Here is a 3,970-nt window from a genome sequence, read left to right as displayed (position 1 = left end):
CCACGGTGGGTAATCGGGACGAGGGTCAGGGGGGGGTTGTGCGTGGGTGAGGTCGGCCCGGCCCGCAGGGGTGCGGGCCGGGCCGGGGGTGTGGTGGATGTCGGGTGGTCAGTGCAGCCCGGCGCGCAGCTGGTCGGCGCGGGTCTGGGCGAGGTGGGCGGCCTCGGGGTCGAGAGCGGCGCCTTGGGCGGCGGCTTCGGTGAGGGTTCGGATGAGGGCCTGGCGGCCCGTTTGGTCGAGGGGCGGCATGGGTCGGCCGTCGCGCCTGGCGGCCCATCGGGCGGCGAGGGTGTCGAGGTCGGAGAGGTTCGCGCGGTACTGCGGGGCGGCTGCCGTGGTGTCGTCGGTGTCCATCGCTCTCCCTGGTGCCTCGTACGGGGCCGCCGGGCGGGTGGCTGCGGCGGCTAGCGGTTGTTCCGGGCGGCCGCCAGGTCGGCGGCGGCGGGGGCCTCGGTGGCCGGGACCCAGTGGCCGTCGGTGATGGGGCTGCCGTGGTCCAGGCCGTGGGCGGGGGTGCGGTGGTCACCCCAGACCGGGTGCAGCAGCGGCACGCCCAGGTGCCAGCGCCCGAAGTGCCGCCAGGTGAATCCCAGCGGGTTGTACGCCTGGCCCTCGGGAAGGTGGGCGATGGTCAGGTCGTGCTCGCGGCCGGTCGCGGGGTCGGTCCAGCGGGTGAGGCCGACCTCCGTCTCCGGGACCGGCCGGCCGTCATGGTCGACGCGCCGCGCCAGCCAGGAAACGGTGCACAGGTAGCCCGGGTGGTCCCAGGTGCCGGGGTGGGGCCCGCCGACGGCCTTGACGTCGACATGGACGGGAAGGTCGGCGAGCGGGGCGCGGCCGCGCAGGTAGGCGCGCACGAGCTGCGCCGGACCGGCCTCGACCGCCAGGATGTACGGGTCGCCCAAGACGCCGCCTCCGGTGGTGTTGGCGGCCCAACCGCGAAGGCGGGCCCAGACGCGGCCGTCGGCGTCGGGGGCGTCCTCGGTGACCTGCCAGTCGGCGAGGACGAGCACCTGACCGTCGTCGAACGTCAAAGTGCTGTGCTCGGTGTCGGCGATGCGGTGGTCGGGACTGTTCCAGAACTTCATGGGACGGATCTCCTCGTGCCGGGCGGGGTGGTGTCGGCCGGGCAGCCGCGCCGCCCACCGGAGCACCCCGTCACCCGGCCGGATGCCGGGGGCGGGGCGCAGGCCGGTGGGCAACGTCAGTGCCCGGTGCGGTGCTCCCTGATCTCGTCGAAGCCCTCGCCGGCGAGGAACTCGCGGGCGGAGCGGGCCATGCGGTGCTGGCGGCGCAGGACGTCCTCCGGCACCCGCCGCTCGACCGGCCTGGCCTGGTTCCGCTCGATGCAAAGAGGCAGCGGGGCGTCGCAGTGCACGGCGACCACACGGCGCCCGTGCTGGTGCGCCAGCTCCACCAGCTGCGCCCTGTGGTGAGAGGCCAGCGAGGTGTTGTTCCCTGCCAAGTTGTTGTGTGCAGGTTTTTGGGGTCGCGTCTGGCGAGCAGGAGCGCGGCATCGGTGGTTTCTACTGCGGTTGCGGTAGCTGTACTGCGGTTTCGGTAGGCGGGAGTGCCCGTAGCTGGGGGACGACCGGGCGGGGTCTTGCGGGCGAGTCTGGAGTGGTTATCGGACGACGGATACGGAAGGCCCTGACGTGGCAGCTTTTCTCTATCGGCTGGGCCGCTGGGCGGCTCGGCGCCGGGGCCTGGTGGTCCTGTTGTGGCTGGCGGTGCTGGCCGCGGTCGGCGTGGGCGGACTGACCGCGCCGGGAGCCTCCAAGGGGGACTCCTCGATGCCGGGCATCGAGTCCCAGCGGGCGTACGACCTGATGCAGGAACGCTTCCCCGGCGCGAGCGCCGACGGCGCCGGGGCGACGGTCGTCTTCGTCGCCCCGAACGGGCAGCAGGTGACCGCGACCGACAACCGGGCCGCGGTCGAGGAGGCGGTGAAGTCGCTGTCCGGCGGTACGCAGGTGGCCGCGGTCGCGGACCCGTTCGAGTCGGACGCGGTCAGCAAGGACGGCTCCACCGCGTACGCCACCGTCACCTACAAGGTGCCCTCCGGCGACATCACCGACGACAGCCGCACCGCGGTGGACCAGGCCGCCGGTCAGGCCCGCGCGGCCGGCCTGACCGTGGAGACGGGCGGCTCCGCGATGGAGGCCGGCGAGGGCCTGAGCGGCGTGGCGGAGATCATCGGGATCTCGGTGGCGGCCGTGGTGCTGCTGATCACCTTCGGCTCGCTGGCCGCGGCCGGGCTGCCGCTGCTGACCGCCATCGTCGGCGTCGCCGTGAGCCTGTTCGCGATCATGCTGCTCGCCAACCCGCTGGGCCTGTCCTCGGAGACCAGCACCCTGGGCATGATGCTGGGCCTGGCGGTCGGCATCGACTACGCGCTGTTCGTTGTGTCCCGCTACCGCGAGGAACGCGCCCGGGGCCGCTCCCCGAAGGAGGCGACGGGCCGGGCGGTGGGCACCGCCGGCTCCTCGGTGGTCTTCGCCGGCCTGACCGTGGTGATCGCCCTGGCGGGCCTGTCCGTCGTCGGGATCCCGATGCTCACGCAGATGGGCCTGGCCGCCGCGGGCGCGGTCGCGGTCGCCGTACTGGCCGCGCTGACCCTCGTCCCCGCGTGCCTGGCGTTCTGGCCCAACGCCGTCCTCTCCCGCAGCGCCCGCAAGGCCCTCAAGAACGGCCGGCACACCCCGGCCGCCGCCCCGGCGGACGGGGAGCAGGAATCGGGCCGGGGCAACCTGGGCACCCGCTGGGCCCGGTTCGTACTGCGCCGCCCGCTGCCGGTCCTGATCCTCGCCGTCCTGGGCCTGGGCGCCCTCGCCGTCCCGGCCGCGAGCCTGCAGCTCGGCATGCCCGGCGACGAGGCCAAGTCCACCTCCACCACCCAGCGCCGCGCCTACGACGCGCTCGCCGAGGGCTTCGGCCCCGGCTTCAACGGGCCGCTGACCGTCGTCGTGGACGCCAAGGGCGCCCCCGACCCCAAGGCGGCGGTGAACGCGATCAGCGAGAAGATCGCCCACACCCCCGGGGTCGTGTCCGTCTCGCCGGCGAACTTCAACCGGGCCGGCGACACCGCCGTGTTCCAGGCCACCCCCACCACGAGCCCCACCGACGCGAAGACCAAGACCCTGGTCACCACCATCCGCGCCGAGCGCCCCGCCCTCGAAACCGGCACCTCCGCGACGTTCAAGGTCACCGGCACGACCGCGCTGAACATCGACGTCGCCGCCAAGGTCCAGTCCGCCCTGGTGCCCTATCTCGTCGTGGTCGTCGGCCTGGCGATCGTGCTGCTGCTGGTCGTCTTCCGTTCCGTCGCCGTGCCGCTCAAGGCAGCGCTTGGCTTCCTGCTCTCGGTGCTCGCCGCGCTGGGCACGGTGGTGCTGGTCTTCCAGCAGGGCCACCTCGCGTCCCTGTTCGGCGTCCAGCAGACCGGCCCGATCATGAGCCTGATGCCGATCTTCCTGGTGGGCATCGTGTTCGGCCTGGCCATGGACTACGAGGTCTTCCTCGTCTCACGGATGCGCGAGGCCTACACCCGCGGCGAGAGCGCCCGGCAGGCCGTGGTCTCCGGCTTCCGGCACAGCGCCAGGGTCGTGGTCGCCGCCGCACTGATCATGGTCGCGGTGTTCTCCGGCTTCATCACCGAGAGCGGCTCGATGATCAAGATGATCGGGTTCGGCCTGGCCACCGCCGTCCTCCTGGATGCCTTCGTCGTCCGGATGACGATCGTGCCCGCCGTCCTCGCCCTCCTCGGCGACAAGGCCTGGTGGCTGCCGAAGTGGCTGGACCGCATCCTGCCGCGCGTCGACGTCGAGGGTGAAGGCCTCGACCACCACCGCGAGGAGCGGGCACCCGCCCCCGACCACACCGAGAGGGAACCGGCACAGGCGAGCCGGTAATCCGGCCGCAGGCCGACCGCCCGACCGCGGGCCGCCCCGGCACCAGCGCCGGGCGGCCC

4 protein-coding genes are annotated in these 3,970 nt (G+C 73.4%); 1 reads left to right on the top strand and 3 read right to left on the bottom strand.

What is annotated here, in order from left to right; all coding sequences use genetic code 11:
• Window positions 1-108: 108 nt before the first annotated feature.
• The 3 genes from ACFUK0_RS39705 to ACFUK0_RS39695 all read right to left on the bottom strand — a co-directional run bounded on the left by ACFUK0_RS39705 (window position 109) and on the right by ACFUK0_RS39695 (window position 1,465).
• Entirely contained in the window at window positions 109-354 is a 246-nt protein-coding gene (locus ACFUK0_RS39705) for a hypothetical protein (protein WP_380258877.1), read from the bottom strand.
• 50 nt (window positions 355-404) lie between these two features.
• The gene (locus ACFUK0_RS39700; RefSeq protein ID WP_380258875.1) at window positions 405-1,088 is read right to left on the bottom strand and encodes a hypothetical protein; all 684 of its coding nucleotides are present in this window, start codon (window positions 1,086-1,088) and stop codon (window positions 405-407) included.
• Window positions 1,089-1,204: 116 nt separating this feature from the next.
• On the bottom strand, window positions 1,205-1,465 hold the full coding sequence (locus ACFUK0_RS39695; protein ID WP_380258873.1) for an AAA family ATPase: 261 nt from the start codon (window positions 1,463-1,465) through the stop codon (window positions 1,205-1,207).
• 190 nt (window positions 1,466-1,655) lie between these two features.
• Between ACFUK0_RS39695 and ACFUK0_RS39690 the strand changes: the two genes are divergently transcribed.
• On the top strand, window positions 1,656-3,911 hold the full coding sequence (locus tag ACFUK0_RS39690) for an MMPL family transporter (protein ID WP_380258871.1): 2,256 nt from the start codon (window positions 1,656-1,658) through the stop codon (window positions 3,909-3,911).
• Window positions 3,912-3,970 lie beyond the last annotated feature (59 nt).

Origin of the sequence: Kitasatospora sp. NPDC057223 (assembly GCF_042669755.1) — a bacterium.
Classification (GTDB): Bacteria; Actinomycetota; Actinomycetes; order Streptomycetales; family Streptomycetaceae; genus Kitasatospora.
This window is presented reverse-complemented; position numbering and strand designations above follow the sequence as displayed.